This window comes from Clavibacter sp. VKM Ac-2872, assembly GCF_015351105.1.
Classification (GTDB): Bacteria; Actinomycetota; Actinomycetes; order Actinomycetales; family Microbacteriaceae; genus Clavibacter.
In genome coordinates this window covers 700,900-726,195 of the sequence record NZ_JADKRR010000001.1, presented here as the reverse complement: position 1 = coordinate 726,195, position 25,296 = coordinate 700,900, and the positions used below count along the sequence as shown (strand labels likewise).

Below are 25,296 nucleotides of genomic sequence, written 5' to 3'. Positions count from 1 at the left end.
ACGCCGGAGCGGGCAGGGAGCCGACCCGGGCCGTGCCCGCGGCGGGTCGGCCTCCCACCCTCCGCCCCCTCGCGAGGCGCGGCATCGGCGCGTCCTCCTCCGCCCCCAGGGCCCCGGTCCGGTGGGGTGGGCGTCGATAGGCTGGGGGCGTGAAGATCCTGGTACTCGGTTCCGGTGCGCGCGAGCACGCCATCGTCACGGCCCTGCTCCGGGAGGACGCGGGTCACGACATCGTCGCGGCCCCCGGCAACGCCGGGATCGCCCGCGTCGTGCCGGTGGTGAAGATGGACATCGACGACCCCGAGATCGTCGCGGAGCACGCGCTCGCGGAGGGCGTGGAGCTGGTCGTCGTGGGGCCCGAGGCGCCGCTCGTCGCCGGCGTCGCGGACGCGCTGCGCACGCGCGGCATCCCGGTCTTCGGGCCGGGCCGGGCCGCCGCAGCCCTCGAGGGGTCCAAGACCTTCGCCAAGCGCATCATGGAGGAGGCGGGCGTGCCCACGGGCCGCGCCGCCCAGGCCGGCACGATCGACGAGGTCGAGGCCGCGCTCGACGCGTACGGCGCCCCCTACGTCATCAAGGCCGACGGCCTCGCCGCGGGCAAGGGGGTGCTGGTCACGGCCGACCGCACGCTGGCCCTCGAGCACGCGCAGCACTACCTCGGCCAGGGCACCGTCCTCGTCGAGGAGTTCCTCGCCGGGCAGGAGGTGTCGCTCTTCCTCCTCTCCGACGGCCACGACGTCGTCCCCCTGTCCCCCGCCCAGGACTACAAGCGGCTGGGCGACGGCGACGCCGGACCGAACACGGGCGGCATGGGCGCGTACTCGCCGCTGCCGTGGCTGCCGGCCGGCTTCGTCGACGAGGTCATCGACACCATCGCGCTGCCCACCGTGCGGAAGCTCGCGGAGGAGCAGACGCCGTTCATCGGGCTGCTCTACTGCGGGCTCATCCTCACCGCGGACGGCATCCGCGTGATCGAGTTCAACGCGCGCTTCGGGGATCCGGAGACGCAGGTCGTGCTGCCCCGCCTCGTCACGCCGCTCTCGCGGCTGCTGCTCGCGGCCGCGTCGGGCGAGCTCGGCGGCGTCGCGCGGCCGGAGTTCTCCGACGACGTCGCGGTCACCGTGGTGGTCGCGAGCGAGGGCTACCCGGAGTCGCCGCGCACCGGTCGCGTCATCGAGGGGGTCGAGGAGGCGGAGGCCGTCCCGGGCGTGAGCATCGCCCACGCGGCCACCGCCGAGTCGGAGGCCGGGCTGGTCGCCACCGGCGGGCGCGTGCTCAGCGTCGTGGCGACGGGGCCGTCGTTCGCGGAGGCGCGGTCGCGCGTCTACGAGGCCGTCGGGCGGTTGTCGCTCGACGGGTCGCAGCACCGCACCGACATCGCCGCGCAGGTGATCCGATGAGCGCCGGGACGCCCGCGGGCCACGCGGCGGACTGGGACCTGCCCGGCTGGGAGCACGCGTACTCGGGCAAGGTCCGCGAGCTGTTCAGCCCCGCCGTCGACGACACGGACGACCGCGCGCTCGAGGGCGAGCCGCACGTGCTGGTCGTCGCGACCGACCGCGTGAGCGCCTACGACTTCGCGCTCGAGCCGGGGATCCCCGGCAAGGGCGAGCTCCTCACCCGGCTCAGCCTCTGGTGGTTCGACCGGCTCGACGTGCCGAACCACCTCGTCGACGGCGACACCCTCGACCGCATCGGCATCCCCGCGCAGGTGCAGGGCCGCGCCATGCTCTGCCGCGTGCTCGAGATGCTGCCCATCGAGTGCGTCGTGCGCGGCTACCTCGCGGGATCCGGCTGGGAGGAGTACCGGCAGCACGGGACGGTGTGCGGCATCCCGCTGCCGGCCGGCCTCGCGCAGGGCGACCGCCTCCCCGAGCCGATCTACACGCCGGCCTGGAAGGCGCCGCAGGGCGAGCACGACGAGAACATCACCTTCGCGCGCACCGAGGAGCTCGTGGGGCACGAGGAGGCGGCGCGCCTCCGCGACCTGTCCCTCGACGTGTACCGCCGCGCGTCGGCCATCGCCGAGGAGCGCGGCGTGATCCTCGCGGACACCAAATTCGAGTTCGGCATCGACCCGCGCACGGGCATCACGACGCTGGCAGACGAGGTGCTCACGAGCGACTCGTCGAGGTACTGGGACGCCGAGGCGTACGCGACGGGCAACCGCACGGACAGCTTCGACAAGCAGATCGTGCGGGACTGGCTGGCGGCGAACTGGGATCGCACCGGGACCCCGCCCGTGCTGCCGCAGGAGATCGTGGAGCGGACGGCGGAGCGGTACCGGGAGCTCATCACGCGGCTCACCGGGCGCTAGGCAGGCGGGCGCTCGACGCCCGCCGCCCGGGCTAGAGGTGGTCGTAGCCGCGGACGACGCGGTCGATGGCGACCTCCGCCACCTCGCGGGCGTCCGCGTCGGGGAGCTCGTCGAGGGCGCCCTCGATGTCCTGGCCGCCCATGCGCAGGACGGCGAGGCGCTCGAACTCCTCGACCGCCTCGGGCGTGGGCTCCTCGGCGGGGCCCTCGGTCGCGGGCTCGTGGGCGTGCGGGTCGGCGTGCTGGTCCATGGTGGTCCCCTCTGTCGTGCGTGGGCGGAGCGGATCACGCCCCAGCCCTGACGTCAGGGTCCCACACCCGCGTGGCCGGGGGATCCGAGGCGGCCAGCCTGCCACATCCGCGCGGTGCCCCGCCGACCCCGACAGCCGGCCGCGGACGCTTGTAGGTTCGAAGGACGACCGGGCCCCGCCCGGACGACACCTCGACGATTTGGCGCCCCACCCCGTGACATCCGGTCCCCTGCCCGCATCCGCCCCCGACGCGCACGTGCCGCCGCGCGTCCGCCTCGCCTCCGGCGCGGTGCCGCCCGGCCAGGATCCCGACGGGACCGCCGTCGCCCTCGTGCGCCAGGCGCTCGCGGCCACGCCCCCGGGATCGGGGTGGACGACGGAGCGGGCGCTGGAGCTCGCCGTCGCGCTCGGGGAGAGCGGCGCCCGGCCGGGCGCGGGCGGGACGGCGGACCTCTGGGAGGCGCTCGCCACGCTCGCCGCGGCCGACCTGGGCATCGCCCGGACGGTCGAGCCGCACCTCGACGCGCTCGCGATCCTCGACCAGGAGCGCGACGCCGCGGGGGCCGGCTCCGACGGCGACGTCGCGCGGGCGGACGGCTCCTCGGAGCGCGCGGAGCCGAGGACCTGGGGCGTGTTCGCGGCCGAGGGCGGCGGGGATCCGCTGACGGCCGCGACGGACGCCGGCGGATCCGACGCCGTGCTGCTGTCCGGCACGAAGCCGTGGTGCTCGCTGGCCGGGTCGCTGACGCACGCGCTCATCACCGCCGCCGTCGACGACGGCTCGCGCGGACTGTTCGCGGTGGACCTCCGCCACCCCGGCGTCGAGGTCGTGCCCGGCGCCTGGGTCGCCCGCGGGCTCGTGGAGGTCCCGAGCGGGCCGCTGCGCCTGCGGGACGTGCCGGCCCGACGCGTGGGCGCGCCCGGCTGGTACCTCGCGCGGCCCGGGTTCCACTGGGGCGGGATCCAGGTCGCGGCCTGCTGGTACGGCGGCGCGGTCGGGCTGGCGCGCACGCTGCTCCGGGCGGCGTCCCGCGAGGGCGCCGACCGCCTCCTGCTCACGCACCTGGGCGCGGTCGACGCGGCGCTCGACGGGGCGCGCGCGTCCCTCGCCGAGGCGGCCCTGCTGGTCGACCGGGGGCGAGCCTCGGGCGAGGAGGGGCGGCTGCTCGCGAAGCGGGTGCGCGCCGTCGTCGCCCGGGCGGTGGACGACACGCTGACGCACGTCGCGCACGCGCTCGGGCCGGCCCCGCTCGCGCAGGACGCGGATCACGCGAAGCGCGTGGCCGACCTCGGACTGTACGTGCGGCAGCACCACGCCGAGCGCGACGACGCCTCGCTCGGCGGGGCGCTGGCGGAGGCGGCCACGCGTCGGGCGGCGGCCACGGCGCCGACCGCCGCGACGGCCGCTGCCGAAGCCGCGACCGAACCCGCCACGACCGCCGCGACGGGCGTCGCCTTCGACGCCCGCGAGCCCGGCACCGACGCGGACGCATGGGAGGCGGATCCGCGATGGGCCGCGCTCCCCGCGCCCGACCTCGCGGGGATGGCCGCGCTCCTCGTCGTCTCCGCGCACGCCGACGACGAGTCGATCGGCGCCGCGGGGCTCCTGGCCACGGCCGCGGACCGCGGCGTGCCGGTGACCCTCGTGATCGTGACGGACGGCGCCGCATCGCACCCCGGATCCCCGACGCGCACGCCGGACGAGCTCGTCGCCCTCCGCCGCGACGAGGCCCGCGCGGCCCTCGACGCGGTCGCCCCCGCTGCCCGGCTCGTGCTCCTCGGCCACCCCGACGGCGGGATCCGCGAGCGCCGCGACGCCGTGCGCGACGACCTCGCCGCGCTCGTCGCCGACGCCGCGCCGGGCACGTGGGTCGCCGCTCCCTGGCGCGGCGACGGGCACCGCGACCACCGGATCACGGGCGAGGTCGTCGCCGAGCTGGTGGGCGCGCTTCCGGCCGAGCGCGGGATCCGGCTCGTCGAGTACCCGGTCTGGATGTGGCACTGGGCGACGCCGGACGATGCGCGCGTGCCGTGGGCCGCGATGCGCGCCCTGCCGCTCGACGCGCGCGTGCGGGAGGCCAAGCGCGCCGCGATCCGGGCGCACGCCAGCCAGGTGGATCCGCTCTCCGACGCCCCCGAGGACGCTGCCGTGCTGCAGCCCGGCTTCCTCCGGCACGCCGAACGCGACCGGGAGGTGCTGATCGCGGGCGACGACGCCCCCGCGACGCCCACCGCCGCCGAGCGCTTCGACGCCGCGTACGCGCGGGCCGAGGATCCGTGGAGCGTCCAGACCCGGTGGTACGAGCGCCGCAAGCGCCTCGCCACCCTCGCGGCCCTGCCCGACGAGCGCTACGGCCGGGCGCTCGAGATCGGCTGCTCCATCGGCGTGACGACGGCGGGCCTCGCCGAGCGGGTCGACGGGATGCTGGCCGTGGACGTCGCGCCGACCGCGGTCGAGCGGGCCCGCGCGCGCCTCGCCGACGCTCCGCACGTGCGCCTCGAGGTGCGCGACGTGGGCGCCGACTGGCCGGCCGGCGCCTTCGACCTCGTGGTGATGAGCGAGGTCGGCTACTACCTCGACGAGGCCGCGTTCGACCGTGTGCTGGCCGCCCTGCCCGACGCCCTCGGCCCCACGGGGACGCTGGTCGCCTGCCACTGGCGGCACCCGGAGGGCGACTTCCAGCGCACGGGCGACGAGGTGCACGCGCGGCTCGCCGCCGTCCCCGGGCTGCACGTGCTGATGCGGCACGAGGAGGACGACTTCCTGCTCGAGGTGCTGTCGGCGGATCCGCGCTCGGTCGCGACCCGGACGGGTCTGCGGTGACGGGCGGGTCGGCCGCGGCGGTCGAGGGCGAGCCGGCACCGCGGATCCGCGCGGTCACGGTCGTCATCCCCGCGCGCGACGAGGAGGAGCTGGTCGGCCGCTGCCTCGCGTCCGTGGAGGCCGCCGCGACCCGGGCGCGCGCGGTCGGGGTGCGCGTGCGCGTGATCCTCGTGGCCGACGACTGCCGGGACCGCACCGCCGAGGTGGCGCGCGCCGCGGGCGTCGAGGTCATCGAGAGCGCGGCCGGGCGCGTGGGCGCCGCGCGCGCCCGGGGGGTCGACGCGGCCCGCGCCGGCTGGGACGGCGACGACGCCGAGCACTGGATCGCGTGCACCGACGCCGACTCCGCGGTGCCGCCCGCGTGGATCACGAGCCAGCTCGAGCTCGCGGACGCGGGGGCCGACGTGGTCGTCGGCACCGTCCGTCCGGAGTTCGACGCCCTGAGCCCCGCGCAGGTCGCGGCCTGGCGCGCGACCCGCGTGCCCGGCCACGCCAACGGGCACGTGCACGGCGCGAACCTGGGCGTGCGCGCCGACGCCTACGTCGCGGCCGGCGGCTTCCCGGCCTTCGCGGAGCACGAGGACGTCGACCTGGTGGGCAGGCTCCGGGCGCTCGACGCGCGGATCACGGCGTCGGCGGCCGGAGAGGTGCTCACGTCGAGCCGTCGCGAGGGGCGCACGCCCGGCGGGTACGCGGGGTACCTGCACGTGTCGCTGCTGGAGCGGGCGCGCGAACGGGAGCGTGCCGCGGGCTGCGACAGCCCCTGCGTCCCGGCGGGCTGACCCGGCGCTGCACCGCTCAGGTCGACGCGCCGCCGTCGCCCGCCATCCCGCGGGTGCCCGCCGCGGTCCCCTCCGCGACCGCCTGCACGACGGCGGCCGCCGTGCGGAGCTCCGCGGCGGTGAACCCGTCGAGCGCCCGGTCGACCTCGGCCTGCGCGCCCCGCAGCATGGTCGTCACGCGCGCGCGGGACGCGGCGGTCGCCCGCAGCGTGACCACCCGCCGGTCGGCGCTCTCCCGGCTCCGCTCGAGGTGGCCGCCGCCCTCGAGCCGGTTGATGAGCGCGGTCGTCGCCCCCGAGGTCAGGTGGAGCTTCTCCGACAGGCGGGCCGGGGACAGCGCGCGACCGGCGGTGTCCGCCCAGATCACCTCGGCGAGCGCCGTCGTGTCCGTCGTCGGCAGCCCGACCGCCGCGGCCAGCTGCCGCACCGACTCGTCGAACGCGGTCGTGTAGTCCCGGAGCCGCTCGAGCACGTCGGAGCGGTCCCCCGGGACCGCGATGGTGTGGGACATGTCGTGATCCTCCGAGTCGGCCGGAATGCTTCACCGTGAAGCATCTACGCCATAGAGTCTACTCGGGCCCGGGATCCCGGGCCCGCTCGATGACACGAGGAGATCACCGCATGTCCGACACCACCCATCACCGCCCGAGGGTCCTCGTGACGGGAGCCAGCATCGCCGGCCCGGCGCTCGCCTGGGGCCTGCACCGCGAGGGCTTCGACGTGACCCTGCTCGAGCGCTCGGCCGAGCAGCGCCAGGCCGGGCAGAACATCGACGTGCGGGGCCTCGGCCGCGACGTCCTCCGCCGCATGGGGATCGAGGACGCCGTCATGGCGAACCTCACCGGCGAGGACGGGACGCGCTTCGTGGACGAGGACGGCCGCGTCGTCGCGACCTTCCCGCGCGGCACCGGGACGGACGGGCCGACGGCGGAGGTGGAGATCCTGCGCGGCCGGTTCGCGGGGATCCTCGTCGACCTCGTGCGGGACGACGTCGAGCTCCGATACGGCGACTTCGTGACGGGCGTGCAGCAGGACGCGACGGGCGTCGACGTCGAGCTCGCGAGCGGATCCCACGAGCGCTACGACCTCCTGCTCGTCGCCGAGGGCCGCAGCTCCCGGACGCGTCGGCTGGCGTTCGCCGAGGAGACCACCCTCCGCGACCACGGCGTGAGCATCGCCTACGGGACGATCGACCGCATCGCGGGCGACACGGACTACTGGGACTTCCTCACGGGGCGCGGTGCGCGGAACGCCACCATCCGCCCCGACGACGAGGGCACGATCCGCGCGAGCCTGTCGTTCGAGTCGGAGCCGTCCGGCTTCGAGCAGCTGCCGTTCGACGCGCAGATGACGGTGCTCCGCGCGCGCTTCCGCGGCACGGGCTGGCAGGTCGAGCGGATCCTCGACGGCTTCCAGGCGCGCCCGGACGAGTTCTACACGCAGCGCATGGAGCAGGTGATCGTCTCGACGTGGTCGAAGGGGCGCATCGCGCTCCTCGGCGACGCGGCCTGGGGATCCGGCCCCACGGGCATGGGCACGACCCTCTCCCTCGTCGCCGCCCACGTGCTCGCGGGCGAGCTGGGACGCGCGCTCGCCGATCCCGCCGACACCTTCGCGGCCGCGTTCGCGCGCTACGAGGGACAGCTCCGCCGCTACGCGGACAGCGCCCAGGGGCTGCCGCCTGGCGGTGCGCGGCTCACGCACCCCTCCTCGGCGGTCGGGCAGAGGGTGCTGCGCGGCGCCATGCGGGTAGCCGCGTCCCGGCCCGTCCGCGGGGTGGCCGACCGGTTCCTCCTCACCAGCGCGCGGCACGTGCCGACGCTCGCCGCCTACCCGCGGCTGCGCGGCTGACGGGCGGGGCCGGGGGCCGCTCCCGGCCGGCGAGCGCCTACGCTCGCGGGATGGACGCGCCCGATCCCGCCGCGCCGGCCCTCAGCCGGCCCGTCACCCGGGCCGCCGGACGCTCGGCGAGCCCGAGCCGCTCCCGCGCACCGACCTGCTCGTGGTCGACCTGATCGGCCTCATCCACCCCGTCACCCGGCCCGCGCTCGACCTCGCGGTCTGGTGCGACGTCGACCTGCCGACGGCCTCGGTGCGCGGGCGGGCGCGGGACGCGCGCCTCGGTCGCGACCACGTCGCCCTGTGGCGCGAGGTCTGGATCCCGAACGAGCGCGACTTCGACGCCCGCTTCGCGCCCCGCGCATCCGCCGACGTGCGCGTCGCGCCCACCGGCTGAGCGCGGGTCCGCGCGTCCTCCTCGCGAGGAGGGACGAGGATCCCCCCCCTGGCCCCGGTCCCCGCGGTCCCGCAGCATGCACCGCGTAGGCTCGACGGCGATGGAGCGCGGCACCGAGGTGATGGGCACGCGCGGCGTGCGCGTCGCGCGGGGCGTCGTCACGTCCGGCGTCGCGATCCTGGTCGCCGCGGTCTCGCACATGGCCGGTGGCGGCGAGGCTCCCGGCCTCGTCGGCGTCGTCGTCGCCGCGGCCTTCGCCCTCCCGGTCAGCACGTTCCTCGCCGGACGCACCATCTCCGTCCTGCGGCTCGCGATCGCCGTCGCGTTCAGCCAGGGGGCGTTCCACCTCCTCTTCTCCGTCGGCGCCGCGACGACCGCGAGCACCCGGATGGTCGGCGGGCACCACGGCATGGGCGGCCACGTCCTCACGACGGTCGCGGGAGGCGGCACCGAGGCCGCCGCGATGGCCGGGATGCACCACGGCCCCGGCATGTGGGCGGCCCACGTCCTCGCCGCCGCCGTCACCTGCGTCGCCCTGCGCTTCGGCGAGCGCGCCTTCTGGGACCTCGTCGCGCTCGCGCGCACCGCCCTCGTCGTGGCGCTGCACGCGGTGGCGCTCCTCGCCTCCCCGTCCGTCGAGCTCCGCCACCGGGTGCCGGCGGCCTGGCACCCGGGCCTGCCGGACACGGGCGTCGCGCTGTCGTCGATGCCCCGCCGCGGGCCGCCCGCCGCCGCCTGATCCGAGCCCGTCCGGACGCGACCCCCTCGCGCCCGGCCCCCGCGCGTCCGCCCGAGGCGGCCGCGCGGCGTCCCGCGTCGCCCGACGCGCCTCCGCCGTGCCGCGATCACGCGACCGGCCCCGCCCGCGCACCACCGGCGCGCCTCACGGACGGATCCCCGTGCCCCCGAACACCTCCCTGCCCACCACCGCCGCCACGCCGCGGGCCCCCGCGCCCGACGACCTCGACGACATCGCGTTCGAGACGCGCACCGCCCAGCTGCGGCTGCCGCGCGTCTCGGGCCAGTCGGCGCTCCTCTGGCTGTGCCTGCCGCTCGCCGTCGGGGTGATGCTCCTCAGCGCCCTGTTCACGGGCGCCACGACGACGACCCTGCTGGTCGACCCCGGCGACGTCGTCCGGTACGGCCTGCCCATCGCGCGCGTGATCCACGACGCCGCCGCCGCCGTCACCATCGGCCTGCTCGTGGTCGCGGCCTTCGCCCTCCCCGGTCAGACGAAGCGGCCCGGCATGGCGAGCCTCGCGCAGTGGAAGGCCACGCGCTGGGCGTCGCGCGCCGCCGCCGTGTGGCTGGCCGCCGGCATCGCCGTGCTCGCGCTCTCGGGCGCGAACGTGATCGGCGTGCCCCTCACGTCGCCCACGTTCCGCGGCCAGTTCGCGTACTTCACGACCCGGTTGGAGCTCGGGCAGACGCTCGTCGCGTCGCTGGTGTGCATCGCCGTGGTGCTGGGCGTCACGATGTGGACCCAGCGCGTCACGGGGATCGGCATCGCCGCGGGAGCCGCCCTGCTGGCGCTCCTCCCGCTCTCGCTCTCCGGCCACGCGGCGGGCACCTACGAGCACGCGAACGCGGTGAACAGCCTCGGCATCCACCTCATCGGCGTCACCGTCTGGGCCGGCGGGCTCGTGGCGGTGATCCTCCTCCAGCGGCACGTGCGCACGGCGCTGCCCGCGGTCGTCCGCCGCTACTCGACGCTCGCCGGGTGGGCGTTCGTCGCCGTCGCGCTCTCCGGGATCATCAACGCGTCGCTCCGGCTGGGCGGGCCGCTCGACCTGGTGACCACCCCGTACGGCGTGCTGCTGCTCCTCAAGACGGCGCTGCTCGTGGGGCTCGGCCTCGCGGGCTGGGCCCACCGCCGCATCGTGATCCCGGGCCTCGTCCGCGACGCGACCCGCCGCACCGCGTTCCTCCGGCTCGCGGTGGGCGAGGTCGTGGCCATGTCCGTGGCGATGGGCGTGTCCGTCGCGCTCAGCCGGAGCGCGCCGCCGGTCCCGCAGACCTCCGTCGCCGACGTGGATCCGCGCGCCTCGCTCATCGGCTTCACGTTCCCCGACCCGGTGACGACCGGGCGGATGCTGACGTCGTTCCATCCCGACTACCTCTTCCTCGCCGGGGCCGTCGTGCTCGCGGGGCTCTACCTCGCGGCCGTGCACCGGCTGCGGGTCCGCGGCGACGCGTGGTCGCCCGCGCGCACGGTGCCGTGGCTCGCCGGCTGCGCCCTCCTCGTCTACGCGACCAGCGGCGGGCCCGGCGTCTACGGCGCCGTGCACTTCAGCACGCACATGATCCAGCACATGCTGCTGATGATGTACGTGCCGCCGCTGCTCGTGCTCGGCGCCCCCGTGCTGCTCCTGCTCCGCACCGTCCCCGCGCGGCGCGACGGCAGCCGCGGCGTCCGCGAGTGGGTGCTCGCCGCCACGCACTCCCGCTACGCGGCGCTCGTGACGCACCCGGTCGTCGCCGCCGTCGTCTTCGCCGGCAGCCTGGTCGCGTTCTACTGGACCGGCTGGTTCGAGTGGTCGCTGCAGACCCACCAGGGGCACCTGCTGATGTGCGTGCACTTCCTCATCAGCGGCTACCTGTTCTTCTTCGTGCTGATCGGGGTGGATCCCGGGCCGCGCCGCCCGCCGTACCCGATCCGGCTCATCATCCTGCTCGCGACGATGGCGTTCCACGCGTTCTTCGGGCTGTCGATCATGTCGGGGACGTCGATCCTCGCGATCGACTTCTGGCACCAGCTCGGCATCCAGACGGACGCGCAGCTGCTCGCCGACCAGGCCGCGGGCGGCGGGATCGCGTGGGGCGCGGGCGAGCTACCCGTCGTGCTCGTGGCGCTCATGGTGGTGCGGCAGTGGTCGACGTCCGACACGCGCGCCGCCCGGCGCTACGACCGCGCCGCCCTCCGCGACGACGACGCGGAGCTGCGCGCCTACAACGCGAACCTGCAGGCCATCCACCGGCACGATCGCGGCGCGGAGCCGACCGCATGACGCGCGCCCCGCGACCCGCGCCCTCCCCGGGCGACCCTCACCCGCACCGCACGACCCGTCACCGCACGACCCGACCCCGCACAACCCCACACCGCACACGAGAGAAGGACCGATGAGCAAGAAGACCGCAGCCGACCGCGACCGCACCCGGGAGATCCGCGAGAAGGCCAACGCGCAGAGGCGCATCGAGGAGGCGAAGCGGAAGCGCCGGCGCCTGCTGACCCAGCTGGGCGTCGCCGGGGTCGTCGTGATCCTCATCGCGGCGATCGCGGGCGGCGCGATCCTCCTCCGCGACCAGGCGAGCGCCGGAGCCCAGCCGCCCACGGCCGACGCGACCGTCGCCCTCGGCTCCGGCGACCAGGCGCAGGTGACGACGGGACCCGACAGCGTGCGCGTGGGCGCCGCAGCGGCCCCCGTCACGCTCGACGTCTACGAGGACTACTCGTGCCCCCACTGCCAGGAGTACGAGGCCGAGAACGGCCCGCTGCTCGACCGGCTCGCGGGCAGCGGGCAGGTGGCCGTGGTGTACCACCCCATCCAGATCGTGACGAACTACGGCCGGGTCGCCGGCAGCGCGGCCGCCTGCGTGCTCGCGCACGATCCGTCGGCCTGGCCCGGCGTGCACTCGGCGCTCTTCGCCAACCACTCCGCCGCGACCGACTCGTGGACGGGGAAGGACTTCTCCACGTGGCTCCAGGGGCGGGGCGTCACGGATCCGGATGCCCTCTCCTGCGCGCAGAAGGGCGCGTACGTGGACTGGATCACGGCCAACACCGACGCGGCGCAGCAGTCGGGCGTGACCGGCACGCCCACCCTCCGCATCGGCGGGGAGACGATCACGACGGTCGGCGGGCAGGACCTCGTCGACGCCGTGACGAAGGCGGGCGCGCAGCTGCCGAGCGGATTCACGGCGGGCTGAGCCGACGCGGGACCGCGGGCGGCGGTCAGTCCTCCGGGACGACCGCCGCCCGCGCCCGCGACGCGGTCCGCGCCGCCGCCCACCGCCGGTGCGCGAGGACGTGCAGGACCAGGGAGACCGCGGCGACGACCGCGAGCGCGGCCGCGAGGACCCACATCCCGGTGTCCCCGCCGATGGCCGCGACCACGCCGATCACCACGGCCAGCGCAGCCAGCCCGATCCCCACGGCGAGGAGCCCGTTCGTCGGGCCCTCTCCCCGTGTCGCGACGGGCCGCGCGGGCGCGCGCTCCCACGTCACGATGAAGAACGTCGCGATCGGGCCGAGGACGATCGAGGCGAGGAACCAGTTCCACCGGGATCGGCCCTTCTGCTCCGCGAGCCCCGCGTTCACGAGGGCGAGCGTCACCCACCCGGAGCTGCCGAGCCACGACCCGTCGAGCATTGTCTGATCCATGCCCCGACCGTAGGGCACGGCCGCCGTCGGACGACGGCCCGGGCTATTTCCCCACCTGCTCCACTACCCTCGATCCATGCACAGAACCGCGCGGGAGCCCGCTCCCGACAGCCACAGTCCCGGCGCCCGGACGACCCCGGGCACGCCCCGCACCCTCCGCGCCACCGCCCGCACCGGTGGGATGTCCGTCACCCGCCCGACCGGACCTCGCTCGTGAACGGCGACCTCCTCCTCAACATCGTCCTGGTCGTGGTGTTCGTCCTCGTCGGCGGCGTGTTCGCCGCCACCGAGATGGCGCTCGTCACCCTCCGCGAGGGCCAGCTCAACGCCCTCGCCGCCCGCGGACGCCGCGGCGAGAAGGTCGCCGCGCTCGCCCGGAACCCGAACACCTTCCTCGCCGCGGTGCAGATCGGCGTGACCGTCGCCGGCTTCGCGTCCGCCGCGTACGGCGCCTCGTCGATCGCGCCGTCCGTCGTGCCGCTGCTCGAGTCGTGGGGCCTCGAGGCCGGCCTCGCGTCCACGATCGCGACGCTCCTGCTCACGCTGATGATCGCCTACCTGTCGCTCGTGCTCGGCGAGCTCGCGCCCAAGCGCCTGGCGATCCAGCGCAACGCGGGCTTCGCGTACGGCGTCGCGCCCGTGCTCAACGGCTTCGCGAACCTCATGCGGCCGGTGATCTGGCTGCTCTCCGTCTCGACGGACGTGGTCGTGCGCCTCCTCGGCGGCGACCCGCACAAGACCGGCGAGGAGATGAGCGAGGAGGAGCTCCGCGACATCGTCTCCAGCCACGAGGGCCTCCCGGACGACGAGCGCCGGATCCTCGACGACGTGCTCTCCCTCCGCCACCGCCAGCTCAGCGAGGTGATGAAGCCGCGCCCCGAGATCGCCGCGCTCGACGGCACCGGCACGGTCCGCGAGGCGGGGATCGACGTGCAGGACCGGCCGTACTCGCGCTACCCGGTGGTCGACAAGACCATCGACGACGTCATCGGCTTCGTGCACGTGCGCGACCTCTACCAGGCGATCGCGGCGGATCCCGAGCGGCCCGTCTCCGAGATCCTCCGCCCGATCCCCTACCTCCCGGCCACCGCACGGGTGCTGCCGACGCTCACGATGATGCGCGCCGAGGGCCACCAGATCGCCGTGATCGTGGACGAGTACGGCGGCACCGACGGCATCGTCACGCTCGAGGACCTCGTGGAGGAGGTCGTGGGCGAGATCTTCGACGAGTACGACACCGACTCCGCGTCGCGAGATCTCGCGGAGGACGGCGGCACCATCGACGGGCGCCTGAACTTCCAGGACTTCGAGGAGGCGACGGGCGTGAAGCTGCCCGACTCCGCGTCAGACACGGTCGCGGGCTTCGTCATCGAGAACCTCGGTCGGCTCGCCCAGGTCGGCGACACGGTCGAGGTCGACGGCGTGACCCTGCAGGTGACGGCGCTCGACCGGCGGCGGATCTCCGAGATCCTCGTCGTCCCGCGCGAGGAGCCGGCGGCGGAGGACGCGGAGACCGCGACCGCCTAGCGGCCGGCGCCGCGACCCGTGGCCCGTGGCGCTCCCACGCGATCGTGTCGTGGCGCCGCGTCGCCGGCCGCGTGCAGGAGGTACGACGCACGGACCGCCAGCGCGTACCTGGTCTCCGCGTCGACGTGCCGCGGATCCCGGAGGGCCGACTCGATGTCGCCGACCGCGATGCCGGTCAGCTCCGCGATGCTCGTCGTCGGCACGCGCAGCGAGATCGTCAGCGTCTCGAGGATCGCCCGCAGCCGCTCGTCATCCCCGACAGGCATGCCCACCGAGAGGCGGGCGACGAGGTCGGACAGCCGCTCCGTCGCATCGGGCCCGAGGCCGGTCGGGTCGGGGGCGCGGCTCATCCCGCCGTCCCTCGGGTCCGTGACGAAGCGTCCGAGGGCCTCAGCCGGGATGCCCGTGATCGCCGTCAGCGCGTCGACGGAGACCGCGCCCTCCGCGAGGAGGCGCCGCAGCACGCCTCGGGGGTCGAACGGCTCGACGCTCATGCGGGGTCCCTCCTCGGGTGCGCGTACCAGGAGCATCGCACGACGAGCGGCGGCGGTCCGCGCGGGTCAGGGCAGCGGGATCACGCGGTCGGGCACGGTGCGGCCGCCGACCTCGGCCCGGCCGTCGGCGAGCAGCCGCGTGACCAGCCGGCTGCCGCGCCCCTGCGTGATGCGGAGGTCGCGGCCGAGGAGCGCCGTGAGCCGCAGGGCCGCGGATCCGGTCGCCTCGTCCTCGACGACGCCGAGCGCGGGCGCGAACATGCGGGCGCGCACCTCTCCCCGGGCCTCGTCCGTCCAGGCCCAGGCATAGAGGTGGTCGACCGCAGGGTCCACAGAGTCGGCGTCGAGGTCGCGGAGCGCGTCGGCCGTCGGGTGCTCCTGCCACGTGAACTCCGGGCCCCAGTCGGGATCGGCGGTCACGCGCACCTCGTCGCCGGTGCGGTCCACGCGCACGGCCCCTGCGGGCACCCGCAGGTGGTCGACGGAGGCGCCGCGCGACGCCAGCCACCACGCCGTGCCCACGGTCGGGTGCCCGGCGAAGCGCAGCTCGCGCGCGGGCGTGAGGATGCGGATCGACGCGCCACGCGGATCCGCGCCGGGCGCATCCACCGCGTCGACGAACACGGTCTCGCTGAAGCCGAGCGCCTGCGCGATCACCTGCTCCCGGCCGTCGGTGCGCGCGGAGGCGAGCACGATCCCGAGCTCGTTGCCGTGCCGCCCGTCGGCATCCGCGAACACCCGCACCACGTGCACCTCGTCGGGCCGCACGCCCTCCAGCGCGACGACCGGACGGCTCATCACAGCTTCGCGTAGCGCGCGCGGGCGCCGCAGTACAGGCCGTACGCGATGAGGCCGAGCCCCGTGATCGCGAGCACGGCGACGCCCGCGGGCAGCCCGGCGAGCGACTGGAGCGCGCCGTCGAGGCCCGTCGCGCGGCTCGGGTCGGCCGTGACCGCGCCGACGACGAACAGCACGCCGACCGCCACGAGCGCGACGCCCTTGGCGACGTACCCGGCGACGCCGAGCGCCGTGATCCCGCGCCCGAGCGATCCCGACGGCACGGCCAGGTCGTCGCGGAAGCGCTTCGTCGCGCCCTTGTACCCGAAGTAGACGCCGACCGCGACGACCGCGAGCCCGAGGACCACGAGCAGCGCGACGCCGCCGGGCGCCTCGAGCAGGCGCGCGCTGATCGACTGGGTCTGCTCGGAGGAGTCGCTGGATCCGCCGGTCGCGAATCGCAGGGCCGTGGCCGCGATCGCGAGGTAGGCGATGGCCTTGCCGAGCTCCTTCGCGCGCGCCGCCCAGGTGCGCTTCGCGTCGTCGCCGCGGGCGAGCACGGTCTCGACGAGCTGCCAGAGGCCCAGGCCGAGGAGTCCGACCACGACGACCCAGAGCAGCACGCGGCCTCCGGGCGATCCCGCGATGGAGCCGAGCGCGCCCGACTGGTCGGCCTCCCCGGCACCGCCGCCGGTCGCGAGGCGGAACGCGATCACGCCGATGAGGAGGTGCAGCAGGCCGTTGACCGCGTGCCCGAGGCGCGCGGCGACGGCGAAGCCGGGCGAGCGCCGGAGGCCCGCCGCGGCGCCGGTCGCGCTCACCGGGAGGACGCGGGAGCGGAGCGGCCCGTGAGCTTCGCGGTGAGGCCGCGGGCCACCTTCTTCACGGGTTCGAGGGGCGCGGGTGCCGGCGGCTCCGGCTCCTCCTCGTCGGGCTCCATGATGATCTTCCACGCGGTCCAGGCGACGGCCGTGAGCGGCACCGAGAGGATCGCGCCGATGATGCTGCCGAGGATCGTGCCGGCGGTCAGGGCCAGCAGCACGATGAGGCCGTGCAGCTTGAGCGCGTTGCCGAGCACGACCGGCTGCAGGAGGTTGCCCTCGAGCTGGTTCACGAGGATCACGATGGCGACGACCCAGATGGCGGTGCCGAGGTCGTTGGTCACGAGCGCGACGAGGGCCGCGAGGATGCCGGCGACCGTCGCGCCGACGATCGGCACGAACGCGCCGATGAAGACCACGAGCGAGAGCGGCAGCGCGAGCGGCACGCCGAGGATGAAGAGGCCGGCGCCGATGAACACGGTGTCGACGAGCGCGACGGTCGCCGTGCCGCGGATGTACCCGCCGAGCACCTTGGAGCCCTCGTGGCCGACGCGCACCGCGCGCTTCCGACCGCGACCGCGGAACGGGCGGATGAGGAAGGCCCAGATCTGCGGCCCGTCCTTGACGAAGAAGAAGAACACGACGAGCCCGAGCACGGCCCCCGTGACGACCTCGGCGGCGGCGGAGACCCCCGCGATGGCGCCGGATCCGAACTGGCTGCTGGTGAGGAAGTCCACGACCGACTGGCGGAGAGAGTCGATCTGGCCGGAGTCGATCGGCAACCCGCCCTCCTGGACGAACGTCTGCAGCTGGTCGACGCCCTTGCTGGTCGCCTTCACGAGCGTCGGCCACTGGCTCTGCACGCCGAAGACGACGGCCGTGATGGCGCCGCCGAAGAGCACGAGGCCCGTGAGGAGCGCGATGACCGCGGCGAGCGCGTCGGGCACGCCGCGGCGCTCCATCCAGAGCACCATCGGGCGCACGGCGCACGCGAGGATCAGCGCGATGATCACCGGGATCACGACGAGCTTGAGCGAGATGGCGGCGTACACGATCGCGATGGCGACCACGAGGACCGCCAGGATCTGCACGCAGCGGATGGAGAGGCGGCCGAGCTTGTCCTGCCAGACGGACTGCGGGGTGGTCATGCGCTCCACCCTACGGGCGGGCGGGCCGCGCGACCGGGCCGCCGTCCGGGCCCGGACACGCGTGTGACCGGCCGATACCCTCGACCCATGGGACCCCGCCTCTCCGTCGTCCGCGAGGGCGCGCTCGACGTCGCCGACCACGAGCGGATCGCGGCGCTCCTGGCCCGCGCCTTCCCCGACTTCGCCGCGGGCTACGGGGGCGCGCAGAGCTGGGCGGGCGCGCGGCCCGAGCTGCGGATCCTCGTGCACGACGGCGACGAGCTGGTGGCGCACGCGGGGATCCGACGCATGCACGTCGAGGTGGGCGATGGCGCGGGCGACCCGGCCGACGACCTGCTCCTGGGATCCACCGGCATGGTCGCCGTGCACCCGGAGCGGCAGAGGCAGGGCCTCGGCACGCTGCTGGCCGACGGGATCCGCGGCGCCCTCGCCCGCCTCGCCGTGCCGTTTGGCCTCCTCGAGACGGGCGAGTCGACGTCCGGCTACTACGGCAGGCACGGCTGGCTGCCGCTCGACGGCCGCACCGGCCACTACAGCGGCTTCACCCTCCTCGGCGCCGCCGGCGTCGTGCACCAGGACCACGGCTGGATGATCCTGCCGGTCACCGCGCCCGCCGACGCGTTCCCCGCGGGCGACCTGCACGTGAACGGGCAGCTGGTCTGAGCGCGATGGACGCCGTGATCCACCGCCTCCGCGCCGAGGACTGGCGCGAGTACCGCGCCCTCCGCCTCGAGATGCTCGAGGACACCCCGCTCGCCTACCTCGAGACCCTCGAGCACGCGCTCGGCCGGCCCGACTCCGACTGGCAGGCGCGGACGCGGCGCGCGAACCAGCCCGGGAGCACCGCGTACGTCGCCGTGGAGCGCGCGACCGGCCGCTGGCTCGGCGCCATGAACGCGTTCGTCGCCGCGGATCCCACGCGCGTGATGCTCGTGAGCGTCTACATCACGCCCGACGCCCGGGGTCGCGCGGCCGGGGTCGCCGACATGCTCCTCGACGCCGTCATCGCCTGGGCCCGCGACCGTCCGAACGCGCAGGCCCTCCGCCTCGAGGTGCACGAGGACAACCCGCGCGCCCGCGCCTACTACGAGCGCCGCGGCTTCGTCCTCACGGGCCGCAGCGTGCCGTACGCGCTCGACCGCACGCAGAGGGACCTGGAGATGGAGCTGCCGCTCGCCTGATCCTTAAACAGGTCGGAGCGCGTGAGATCACGCCTATATGGGACATGGCCACCCACATAGAAGCACGTGCATATGCGCCATCGGCAGCCAACGTTGGCAACCAAGCGGGTCGAGTGCGCCCGAGACGCCCCTATTTCGAGGGGTACCGCGATAAACTCCGCCGAGTTGCAGTAGCCACCGCGACCTTGCCATGTGAGGATCTGGACAGGGTGGCAACACGGCCGCCTCCAACGGCAGGAATCTCATGACCGTAGCGGAACCAGCGGATATTCAAGCGCTAACGATGTACTCAAACCAGGACATAGTTGAAGCGATCGAAAACAAGAGACAGTCCGCGAGGACCGGGCGCGAAAGCTGGGACAAATTACATGAAGTCGCATCCAACCTCGCGGGAGCACCAACCAGCTCATTGACATGGAATGCTGGACAGACCACCTGGCAGCTCGAAAAGGTTTCGATCATGGGCTTCCGAGGAGTTGTCAATGACACTCCGCTGGAGATCATTTTTGACCCAACTCCAGGAATTACCGTTTTGCACGGATTAAATGGAGCAGGCAAATCAAGCATCAGTGATGCCGTCGACATAGCCCTTAGCGGAAGAATAGCCCAAAACGCCAAGGGTAAAGCCGGAAGCGCACGACTCTGGGACCCTATACACCTCGCCAGAGGTGCATCTCGCGCTCAAGTTATACTCACACTCGTTGGCGACGATAAGCGATTGACGCTACAGGCAATACTCGACGCCGATGGAGCGGTCGAGTCGCATCAAGCGACGCTCCAGCAGTCAGGCGACGAAGCGACTATCGAGCTGGACGCCTCATGGAATGAAGCGCTAGTTAGCCATCAGCCGGTTTTTGCTTACGCCTCTCTGGAAAGACAAGTGCAATTAAGTAAGGACCTTGCCTCATACTTTGAGGGACTTCTCGCATTAGGCGGAAGTTTTAGCTCCCTGCAGACCGCAGTCTCTAGAGAAGGAGAGGCTTCCGCTGAGGCCCTAAGGCGCTGGCGCTCAGCCAAGGATGAGGCTATGCGTCGACTGGCGACCGTTGACCTAGAACGAAGTGGCTCCTCATCGGTACATCTTGAAATGGTCCCTGAGCCTACCGTGGACCAAAATAAAGAGGATTGGGTTGAGAACGCGCAACTTTCGGCTCAGGGGTCGATCTCAAGCTCTTTACCCACGGACACAAAGACGCGCCTTAGTTTTAGCGCAACGGAACTGCAAGGGGCAATCCGGGCGCTTGATGAATCATCGATGACGATGAATCACAAACTTTCTACAGCCCTCCAGCTGATGCAATCAGAAGCTCTCGCCCATCACGTTAGTACTTCTACTTGTCCCGTTTGCGCCTCGGAAGACGTAAATTGGATCGAGATCTTGAAGCAATCCGTCATTAGCAACACGCAAATTACCACACTCCGCCAGCAAGTGACACAAGCCCATGCAGCCTTCAAAGACGCAGTAGAGAGCCTCCTTGTTCCGGCAGTTGCCGCGTGCTCAAGCGGCGGCCCGTCCGATACTTCCGACGTGAGCAGTTCAACCGCCTCCCGCCTTATAGCCAATTTCCAAGAGGCGGCGCGCGAGACACTTCCAACTCAACATTCGGCACTTACTGCTTCGGCGGCGCTTGCACAATGGGTTCTGTCCGAAGAGGGTACGTCTCTTATCGAAGAGGCTCTTTCTCGAACCGATCAGACAAGACTCTGGAGAATCGCCAGATCTCATGCAGTACAAGAGTTCATTGCCGTCTGGTCGCTTGACGGCGATTCTGCGCGCGAAACCACGCTATGGACCAAAACCGCTCGTCGCGTGGAGGAGCTACGTAATGCGCTTCGCGAGCGTCGAAGTGACGTGCTGCAAGGCAAAGCGAGTCTGCAAATCAGCAAACTGCTAGCAGATGCGGATTTGAGGCTCAACCGCATCAACGCTCAATCGACGAAAGCCAACATGGAACTTGTTGATCGCAACGACAATGCAGTAGAGCTCGGCATGCTAAGCGCAGGACAACGCAACGCAGTACTATTGGCCCCCTTGTTAGCTTCGGTTGAGGCTGGCCCTTTCGGCTTTATCCTTCTAGACGATCCTGTTCATGCATTTGATGAACTCAGAATCGATCACCTCGCCGAACTTCTATCAGAGCTAGCCGAGACCCGTCGAGTCATAGTCCTCACGCACGATGATCGATTGAAAGAGCACCTGGTCGCACGGGCCAAAGACACCGACACGCGGCTCGTCGATCGCTCAAGCGCAAGCGGCAATGTCGAAGTGACCGATAGTAGCCAGTTTTGGGTTGATCTACTTACAGACGCGGGAACTATTCATGACCTCGCCGTAGCCGAAGCTGGATCAACACTAGACGTCAGCATGGCCGTCCGTCGGTTATGCAGGCTAGGCCTTGACAATGCGCTTCGCACATTCACACTCAGGAATGCTGCACTGAGCGGCCGGAATACGGCGCTGGACTTACAGGCCATAGACGCAGTTCGCACTACGGCGGAGCGCATGACTGTGGCTAGTAACTTCTGGCAGGACCCTGGAACCATAAACCCGGTTCTGGCAGCACTGCAGGAGTGCAGTCCTTATGCGGAACGATGGAATCAGGCCATTCATGGCAACGAGATCACAGACGCAGTCACTCGTGCTGAAATCAAAAAGGCACGCAAAGCTTGCTCAATATTAGCGAAAGCGTCATGAACAGCTTGCGAGACCGTACCGAATCGGCCAAGCGGCTGGCCATAGTCGAGCTGCGCCATCGCATTGAGCTTATAATGGTGACGGCTGTAAAAGATTCCTTTACCACCAAGGCGGTACTGGTGAAACAGGAAGTCATAAAACCGCGTCTGGCATTCGTCGGAGTCGCTTACGATGGACGCACATCGCTTGAAGATATCGTGAGGCTCATCCGCACCGCCCGGCACATATATACCCGCTCATCCGATGTGCTTCACGGGCGAACCAGTATGACGAACATTGCCGGCCCCCTGATCGACGAGTGGGCCCACACTGTGGATGAGCTCGAAAGCCTCGCCCTAAAAGCGGATGATGCGAGCCAGCCATGACCTAGCAGGCGTTGCTCAACGCTACACATTTACAAGGCCACGGTTAATGGAAGTATGCGGAGCCGTGAGCAGACAATCGACCCTGATGCGACTGCTAGGAAGGCAGCGTCCTTGCCATACACGCCCGCGACACATACCGTCGCGACGACGCCCGCCCCCTGCGTCAGGGGACGGGCGTCGTGTCATTCGATCAGCGGATCACCGCCGCGGCTCAGTGAGCGGCGACGCCGACCTCCTCGGCGTCGCGCGTCGGGCCGGGGGTGGCCTCGGCGACGGGCGCGTCACCGGCGAGCGGCGGCAGGCCCGCGGCGACGGCCGCACCGAGCCAGCCGTCCACGTTCGTCCAGTACTGGATGACGCGGGCGCGCAGCTCGGCCGTGGTGACCTTGCTCACGTGGCCGACGATGTTGCCGACGAGGCGCTCGCGCTGGGCGTCGTCCATCGACTCGTTGACGAGCATCCGGGCCTGGACGAAGTCGTCGTCCTCCGCGTGCAGCGTGGCGGCCGCGCGGACGAGCTCGCCGTCCTGCTCCCATCCGGCGCTCTCCGCGGCGCGAGCCGGGTCGGCGTGCGCGCCGCCGAGCGAGTTGGGCGCGTAGACGGGCGTGCCCGCCGACTCGAACGTGTAGCGACCCTGGCCGTCCTTCGAGTAGCTGTGCACGGGCGACTTGGGCACGTTGACCGGCAGCTGCGCGTAGTTGGTGCCCACGCGGTAGCGGTGCGCGTCGGCGTAGCTGAAGATGCGCGCGAGGAGCATCTTGTCGGGGCTGGTCTGGATCCCGGGCACGAAGTTCGAGGGCGCGAACGCGGCCTGCTCGATCTGCGCGAAGTAGTTCTCCGGGTTGCGGTTCAGGGTCATGGTGCCGACCTCGATGCGCGGGTAGTCCTTCTGCGACCAGACCTTCGTGAGGTCGAACGGGTTGAACCGGTACGACTTGGCGTCCTCGTAGGGCATGATCTGCACCTCGAGCTTCCACTCCGGGTAGTCGCCGCGGTCGATGGCCTCCGTGAGGTCGCGGATGTGGAAGTCGGCGTCCTCGCCCGCGATCTGGTCGGCCTGCTCCTGCTTGAGGATCTCGATGCCCTGCTGCGTCTTGAAGTGGTACTTCACCCAGAAGCGCTCGCCGGCCGCGTTGATCCACTGGTAGGTGTGCGAGCCGAAGCCGTCCATGTGGCGCCACGAGCTCGGCAGGCCGCGGTCGCCCATGAGCCAGGTGACCTGGTGGGCCGTCTCGGGCGAGAGCGTCCAGAAGTCCCACTGCATGTCGTGGTCGCGCAGGTGCGAGCCCGGCAGGCGCTTCTGCGAGCGGATGAAGTCGGGGAACTTGATCCCGTCGCGGATGAAGAAGACGGGCGTGTTGTTCCCGACGAGGTCGTAGTTGCCCTCGTCCGTGTAGAACTTCAGCGCGAAGCCGCGGGGGTCGCGCCACGTGTCGGGGCTGCCCTGCTCGCCGGCGACGGTGCTGAAGCGCGCGAGCATCTCGACCTCGGCGCCGGGCTGGAAGAGGGAGGCGCGCGTGTACGCGCTCACGTCGTTGGTGACGCGGAAGGTGCCGAACGCCCCGCCGCCCTTGGCGTGGACGACGCGCTCCGGGATGCGCTCGCGGTTGAACTGCGCGAGCTTCTCGACGAGGTAGTGGTCGTGCAGCGGGATGGCGCCGTCGGGGCCGACGGAGAGCGAGTGCTCGTCGCTGGCGACCGGGGCGCCGGAGTCGGTGGTCGTGAACTTCTGGTCGGTCATGGTGTTTCTCCTGTCAGCGGTGGAACGGGGAGGTGCTGGCTCGGGTCATCCGGCCGAGGGGCGGGCCGGTGGCGACCGCTAGGTCGCGACGGTGGCACCGGGATCCGCGGATGCGGTCCGGCAGGCGGGGCACAGGCCCCAGTACGTCACCTCGGCGCTCGCCACGAGGAACCCCGCCGAGTCGGACGGCGCGAGGCAGGGGGACTCCCCCACCGCGCAGTCCACGTCGACGATGGTCCTGCAACCTGTGCATACGAGGTGATGGTGATTGTCGCCCGTCCGGCGCTCGTAGCGCGCGGACGATCCCGCGGGCTCGATGCGCCGCACGAGCCCCGCGGCCGCGAGCGCGCCGAGCACGCCGTAGACCGCCTGGATGCTCGTGCCCGGCAGCTCGCCCTTGACCGCGCGGAGCACCTCGTCGGCGTCCGAGTGCGGCTGGGCGTCGATCGCCGTGAGGACGGCCACGCGCGGCCGGGTCACGCGGAGTCCCGCCTCGCGCAGCGCGACGCGCAGGGCGTCGGCGTCGAGGGGCGGCGCGTGGTGGTGCGCGTGAGCGGTGGGCATCGCCGCAGTCAAGCACACTTTCCTTGATCCATTCAAAACACCGCGTGAACGCGGCGCGTCGCGGCCGGGAGCGTGCCTAGGCTCGAGAGGCGGCCCATCCGGCCGCAGGAGAACGGAGCACCGCATGAAGCACATCCACACCGGCACGGGACTCGACGTCGGCCGCATCGGCCTCGGCTGCATGGGCATGAGCGCCTTCTACGACGGCGCCGGGCAGGACGAGGCGGAGTCGATCCGCACCCTCCACCGCGCGGTCGACCAGGGCGTCACGCTCTTCGACACGGCAGAGGCGTACGGGCCGTTCACCAACGAGCGCCTCGTCGGATCCGCGCTCAAGGACCGCCGCGACGACGTCGTCATCGCCACCAAGTTCGGACTCCTGAAGCACGCGCCCGGCAAGCACGCCGAGGACTACGAGCGCGGCATGGACAGCTCCCCCGCGGGCATCCGCATCGCCGTCGAGGCCTCGCTGCAGCGCCTCGGGACCGACCGCATCGACGTGCTCTACCAGCACCGCGTCGACCCGGCCGTGCCGATCGAGGAGACCGTCGGCGCGATGAAGGAGCTCGTCGAGGAGGGCAAGGTCCTGCACCTGGGGCTCTCCGAGGCCGGGCCCGACACCATCCGCCGCGCGCACGCCGTGCACCCCATCTCGGTGCTCCAGAGCGAGTACTCCATCTGGACGCGCGACCCCGAGGGCCCCGTGCTCGAGGTGCTCCGCGAGCTCGGCATCGGGCTCGTCGCGTACTCCCCGCTCGGCCGCGGCTTCCTCACCGGCGCGATCTCGAGCGTCGCCGACCTGTCCGAGGCCGACTACCGCTCCTCGTCGCCGCGCTTCGCGGATGAGGCCTTCGCGCAGAACATGCGCATCGTCGACGCCGTGAAGGACGTCGCCGGCGAGCTCGACGCGACGCCCGCGCAGGTGGCGCTCGCGTGGATCCTCGCGCAGGGCGACGACATCGCCGTGATCCCCGGCACCAAGCGCGTCAGCCGCCTCGACGAGAACGTGGCGGCCGACGCCGTGACGCTCTCCGCCGACCAGCTCGCGCGGATCTCGTCGCTACCGACCGCCGAGGGCGACCGATACGCGGACATGAGCGCCATCGACAGCTGAATACCTCCGTGCTGAGCGCTCGTCGACACCGAGCTGGGGGCGATCGGGAAGGCAGCGAGCGCGAACACTAACCACCCGA

The 25,296-nt window shown here is 72.3% G+C and carries 24 protein-coding genes; 15 read left to right on the top strand and 9 right to left on the bottom strand.

All coding sequences use genetic code 11. The annotated features are described in order from the left end of the window. Positions 1-149 precede the first annotated feature (149 nt). Together purD and ITJ40_RS03590 are read left to right on the top strand one after the other, a co-directional pair. On the top strand, positions 150-1,400 hold the full coding sequence (purD, locus tag ITJ40_RS03595) for a phosphoribosylamine--glycine ligase (RefSeq protein ID WP_194665775.1): 1,251 nt from the start codon (positions 150-152) through the stop codon (positions 1,398-1,400). After that, positions 1,397-2,317, top strand: coding sequence for a phosphoribosylaminoimidazolesuccinocarboxamide synthase (locus ITJ40_RS03590; RefSeq protein WP_194665774.1), 921 nt, complete (start codon positions 1,397-1,399; stop codon positions 2,315-2,317). Before purD ends, ITJ40_RS03590 begins: the two co-directional genes overlap by 4 nt. A gap of 31 nt (positions 2,318-2,348) precedes the next feature. Here ITJ40_RS03590 and ITJ40_RS03585 read toward each other — a convergent pair whose 3' ends face one another. Then, positions 2,349-2,567 (bottom strand): hypothetical protein, encoded by a 219-nt coding sequence (locus ITJ40_RS03585; RefSeq protein WP_194665773.1) that lies wholly within the window; start codon positions 2,565-2,567, stop codon positions 2,349-2,351. 214 nt (positions 2,568-2,781) lie between these two features. On the opposite strand from ITJ40_RS03585, the gene ITJ40_RS03580 reads away from it, so the two are divergent. Together ITJ40_RS03580 and ITJ40_RS03575 are read left to right on the top strand one after the other, a co-directional pair. Further along, positions 2,782-5,391: a PIG-L family deacetylase gene (locus ITJ40_RS03580; RefSeq protein ID WP_194665772.1), complete on the top strand. Its 2,610-nt coding sequence runs from the start codon at positions 2,782-2,784 to the stop codon at positions 5,389-5,391. Beyond that, positions 5,388-6,173, top strand: a complete 786-nt coding sequence (locus ITJ40_RS03575; RefSeq protein WP_194665771.1) for a glycosyltransferase — start codon at positions 5,388-5,390, stop codon at positions 6,171-6,173. The genes ITJ40_RS03580 and ITJ40_RS03575 overlap by 4 nt, the downstream gene beginning before the upstream one ends. 16 nt (positions 6,174-6,189) lie before the next feature. Here ITJ40_RS03575 and ITJ40_RS03570 read toward each other — a convergent pair whose 3' ends face one another. Further along, a complete protein-coding gene (locus tag ITJ40_RS03570) occupies positions 6,190-6,684 on the bottom strand; it encodes a MarR family winged helix-turn-helix transcriptional regulator (protein ID WP_194665770.1) in 495 nt (164 codons plus the stop codon). A gap of 110 nt (positions 6,685-6,794) precedes the next feature. Between ITJ40_RS03570 and ITJ40_RS03565 the strand changes: the two genes are divergently transcribed. From ITJ40_RS03565 to ITJ40_RS03545, 5 genes are all read left to right on the top strand, one after another. Then, entirely contained in the window at positions 6,795-8,024 is a 1,230-nt protein-coding gene (locus tag ITJ40_RS03565) for an FAD-dependent monooxygenase (protein WP_194665769.1), read from the top strand. 151 nt (positions 8,025-8,175) lie between these two features. Continuing rightward, complete coding sequence (locus ITJ40_RS03560) at positions 8,176-8,409, top strand: hypothetical protein (RefSeq protein WP_194665768.1); 234 nt, start codon at positions 8,176-8,178, stop codon at positions 8,407-8,409. 100 nt (positions 8,410-8,509) lie between these two features. Further along, positions 8,510-9,148, top strand: coding sequence for a hypothetical protein (locus ITJ40_RS03555; RefSeq protein WP_194665767.1), 639 nt, complete (start codon positions 8,510-8,512; stop codon positions 9,146-9,148). 160 nt (positions 9,149-9,308) lie between these two features. Next, entirely contained in the window at positions 9,309-11,417 is a 2,109-nt protein-coding gene (locus ITJ40_RS03550; protein ID WP_370531988.1) for a cytochrome c oxidase assembly protein, read from the top strand. 112 nt (positions 11,418-11,529) lie between these two features. After that, on the top strand, positions 11,530-12,336 hold the full coding sequence (locus ITJ40_RS03545) for a thioredoxin domain-containing protein (protein ID WP_194665766.1): 807 nt from the start codon (positions 11,530-11,532) through the stop codon (positions 12,334-12,336). A gap of 25 nt (positions 12,337-12,361) precedes the next feature. On the opposite strand, the gene ITJ40_RS03540 is transcribed toward ITJ40_RS03545, so the two are convergent. Next, complete coding sequence (locus ITJ40_RS03540) at positions 12,362-12,790, bottom strand: hypothetical protein (RefSeq protein ID WP_228511776.1); 429 nt, start codon at positions 12,788-12,790, stop codon at positions 12,362-12,364. Positions 12,791-13,003: 213 nt separating this feature from the next. On the opposite strand from ITJ40_RS03540, the gene ITJ40_RS03535 reads away from it, so the two are divergent. Beyond that, positions 13,004-14,317 carry a hemolysin family protein gene (locus ITJ40_RS03535; protein ID WP_194665765.1) on the top strand — a complete coding sequence of 438 codons (1,314 nt, stop codon included), beginning with the start codon at positions 13,004-13,006 and terminating at the stop codon, positions 14,315-14,317. Here the strand turns inward: ITJ40_RS03535 and ITJ40_RS03530 are convergent. The 4 genes from ITJ40_RS03530 to ITJ40_RS03515 all read right to left on the bottom strand — a co-directional run bounded on the left by ITJ40_RS03530 (position 14,314) and on the right by ITJ40_RS03515 (position 17,557). Next, positions 14,314-14,811, bottom strand: coding sequence for an HTH domain-containing protein (locus tag ITJ40_RS03530; protein WP_194665764.1), 498 nt, complete (start codon positions 14,809-14,811; stop codon positions 14,314-14,316). The two genes, ITJ40_RS03535 and ITJ40_RS03530, sit on opposite strands and share 4 nt — an antisense overlap. Positions 14,812-14,877: 66 nt before the next feature. Next, positions 14,878-15,609 (bottom strand): PhzF family phenazine biosynthesis protein, encoded by a 732-nt coding sequence (locus ITJ40_RS03525; RefSeq protein WP_194665763.1) that lies wholly within the window; start codon positions 15,607-15,609, stop codon positions 14,878-14,880. Then, a complete protein-coding gene (locus tag ITJ40_RS03520; protein ID WP_194665762.1) occupies positions 15,609-16,409 on the bottom strand; it encodes a DUF1206 domain-containing protein in 801 nt (266 codons plus the stop codon). The genes ITJ40_RS03525 and ITJ40_RS03520 overlap by 1 nt, the downstream gene beginning before the upstream one ends. Next, a complete protein-coding gene (locus ITJ40_RS03515) occupies positions 16,406-17,557 on the bottom strand; it encodes an AI-2E family transporter (protein ID WP_194665761.1) in 1,152 nt (383 codons plus the stop codon). Before ITJ40_RS03515 ends, ITJ40_RS03520 begins: the two co-directional genes overlap by 4 nt. An 87-nt stretch (positions 17,558-17,644) precedes the next feature. Here ITJ40_RS03515 and ITJ40_RS03510 point away from each other — a divergent pair, with 87 nt between their 5' ends. The 4 genes from ITJ40_RS03510 to ITJ40_RS03495 all read left to right on the top strand — a co-directional run bounded on the left by ITJ40_RS03510 (position 17,645) and on the right by ITJ40_RS03495 (position 21,798). After that, entirely contained in the window at positions 17,645-18,220 is a 576-nt protein-coding gene (locus ITJ40_RS03510; protein ID WP_228511774.1) for a GNAT family N-acetyltransferase, read from the top strand. Between the two features lie 5 nt (positions 18,221-18,225). Next, on the top strand, positions 18,226-18,738 hold the full coding sequence (locus ITJ40_RS03505; protein ID WP_228511772.1) for an N-acetyltransferase: 513 nt from the start codon (positions 18,226-18,228) through the stop codon (positions 18,736-18,738). Positions 18,739-18,982: 244 nt separating this feature from the next. Then, on the top strand, positions 18,983-21,433 hold the full coding sequence (locus ITJ40_RS03500; RefSeq protein WP_194665759.1) for an AAA family ATPase: 2,451 nt from the start codon (positions 18,983-18,985) through the stop codon (positions 21,431-21,433). Next, a complete protein-coding gene (locus ITJ40_RS03495) occupies positions 21,430-21,798 on the top strand; it encodes a hypothetical protein (protein ID WP_194665758.1) in 369 nt (122 codons plus the stop codon). The genes ITJ40_RS03500 and ITJ40_RS03495 overlap by 4 nt, the downstream gene beginning before the upstream one ends. Before the next feature lie 211 nt (positions 21,799-22,009). On the opposite strand, the gene ITJ40_RS03490 is transcribed toward ITJ40_RS03495, so the two are convergent. Both ITJ40_RS03490 and ITJ40_RS03485 read right to left on the bottom strand, forming a co-directional pair. Further along, positions 22,010-23,539 carry a catalase gene (locus tag ITJ40_RS03490; RefSeq protein ID WP_194665757.1) on the bottom strand — a complete coding sequence of 510 codons (1,530 nt, stop codon included), beginning with the start codon at positions 23,537-23,539 and terminating at the stop codon, positions 22,010-22,012. Between the two features lie 78 nt (positions 23,540-23,617). Further along, positions 23,618-24,103, bottom strand: coding sequence for a Fur family transcriptional regulator (locus ITJ40_RS03485; protein WP_228511770.1), 486 nt, complete (start codon positions 24,101-24,103; stop codon positions 23,618-23,620). 124 nt (positions 24,104-24,227) lie between these two features. On the opposite strand from ITJ40_RS03485, the gene ITJ40_RS03480 reads away from it, so the two are divergent. Beyond that, entirely contained in the window at positions 24,228-25,217 is a 990-nt protein-coding gene (locus ITJ40_RS03480) for an aldo/keto reductase (RefSeq protein ID WP_194665756.1), read from the top strand. The last annotated feature ends 79 nt before the right edge of the window (positions 25,218-25,296 follow it).

What these genes read in the sequence shown, in the direction of transcription:
- ITJ40_RS03565 (WP_194665769.1), top strand. Translation starts at nt 6,795, where the DNA reads ATGTCCGACACCACCCATCACCGCCCGAGGGTCCTCGTGACGGGAGCC.
- ITJ40_RS03480 (WP_194665756.1), top strand. Translation starts at nt 24,228, where the DNA reads ATGAAGCACATCCACACCGGCACGGGACTCGACGTCGGCCGCATCGGC.
- ITJ40_RS03505 (WP_228511772.1), top strand. Translation starts at nt 18,226, where the DNA reads ATGGACGCCGTGATCCACCGCCTCCGCGCCGAGGACTGGCGCGAGTAC.
- ITJ40_RS03500 (WP_194665759.1), top strand. Translation starts at nt 18,983, where the DNA reads ATGACCGTAGCGGAACCAGCGGATATTCAAGCGCTAACGATGTACTCA.
- ITJ40_RS03485 (WP_228511770.1), bottom strand. Translation starts at nt 24,103, where the DNA reads ATGCCCACCGCTCACGCGCACCACCACGCGCCGCCCCTCGACGCCGAC.
- ITJ40_RS03545 (WP_194665766.1), top strand. Translation starts at nt 11,530, where the DNA reads ATGAGCAAGAAGACCGCAGCCGACCGCGACCGCACCCGGGAGATCCGC.
- ITJ40_RS03490 (WP_194665757.1), bottom strand. Translation starts at nt 23,539, where the DNA reads ATGACCGACCAGAAGTTCACGACCACCGACTCCGGCGCCCCGGTCGCC.
- ITJ40_RS03590 (WP_194665774.1), top strand. Translation starts at nt 1,397, where the DNA reads ATGAGCGCCGGGACGCCCGCGGGCCACGCGGCGGACTGGGACCTGCCC.
- ITJ40_RS03570 (WP_194665770.1), bottom strand. Translation starts at nt 6,684, where the DNA reads ATGTCCCACACCATCGCGGTCCCGGGGGACCGCTCCGACGTGCTCGAG.
- ITJ40_RS03515 (WP_194665761.1), bottom strand. Translation starts at nt 17,557, where the DNA reads ATGACCACCCCGCAGTCCGTCTGGCAGGACAAGCTCGGCCGCCTCTCC.
- ITJ40_RS03585 (WP_194665773.1), bottom strand. Translation starts at nt 2,567, where the DNA reads ATGGACCAGCACGCCGACCCGCACGCCCACGAGCCCGCGACCGAGGGC.
- ITJ40_RS03530 (WP_194665764.1), bottom strand. Translation starts at nt 14,811, where the DNA reads ATGAGCGTCGAGCCGTTCGACCCCCGAGGCGTGCTGCGGCGCCTCCTC.
- ITJ40_RS03555 (WP_194665767.1), top strand. Translation starts at nt 8,510, where the DNA reads ATGGAGCGCGGCACCGAGGTGATGGGCACGCGCGGCGTGCGCGTCGCG.
- ITJ40_RS03525 (WP_194665763.1), bottom strand. Translation starts at nt 15,609, where the DNA reads ATGAGCCGTCCGGTCGTCGCGCTGGAGGGCGTGCGGCCCGACGAGGTG.
- ITJ40_RS03540 (WP_228511776.1), bottom strand. Translation starts at nt 12,790, where the DNA reads ATGGATCAGACAATGCTCGACGGGTCGTGGCTCGGCAGCTCCGGGTGG.
- ITJ40_RS03510 (WP_228511774.1), top strand. Translation starts at nt 17,645, where the DNA reads ATGGGACCCCGCCTCTCCGTCGTCCGCGAGGGCGCGCTCGACGTCGCC.
- ITJ40_RS03495 (WP_194665758.1), top strand. Translation starts at nt 21,430, where the DNA reads ATGAACAGCTTGCGAGACCGTACCGAATCGGCCAAGCGGCTGGCCATA.